The following is a 323-nucleotide window of genomic DNA, read 5'->3' as shown; positions in this document are numbered from 1 at the left end:
TTTCAGGTTCCACGCCCACTTTCAGAATGCCCGCGAACTGCCCGGCCATGCGGGACATGCGGCTCTCCAGCCAGTTGCCACCCTGCTCGGCGATGCATTGGGCAATACGCTCGACCAGTCCGGGCTTGTCAGGGGCAACCAGCGTTACGACGAGATGATCCACGGTCAATTCCTCTTGTTGTTCACAATGCAAGGGTTGGATGAGTATAGGCACGGTTGCGCAGCGGACCGCGAATGGCAAATCGCGTACCGTTCAATACGACATGTGGAACAATCCAGACGGTTTTTGAGCACAGCGCGCAGAAAGCGTGACCGGATAAGAC

General features: G+C 57.0%; 1 protein-coding gene. It reads right to left on the bottom strand.

Translation table 11 applies throughout. The annotated features are described in order from the left end of the window. A partial coding sequence (locus EE949_RS21475) for a glycine cleavage system protein R (RefSeq protein ID WP_277423370.1) occupies positions 1–163 on the bottom strand: 163 nt, incomplete at its 3' end. Positions 164–323: the final 160 nt, after the last annotated feature.

Source organism: Pseudomonas viridiflava, assembly GCF_900602065.1.
Classification (GTDB): Bacteria; Pseudomonadota; Gammaproteobacteria; order Pseudomonadales; family Pseudomonadaceae; genus Aquipseudomonas.
The sequence above is the reverse complement of the archived record's forward strand: the minus strand, read 5'-3'. Positions and strand labels throughout refer to the sequence as shown.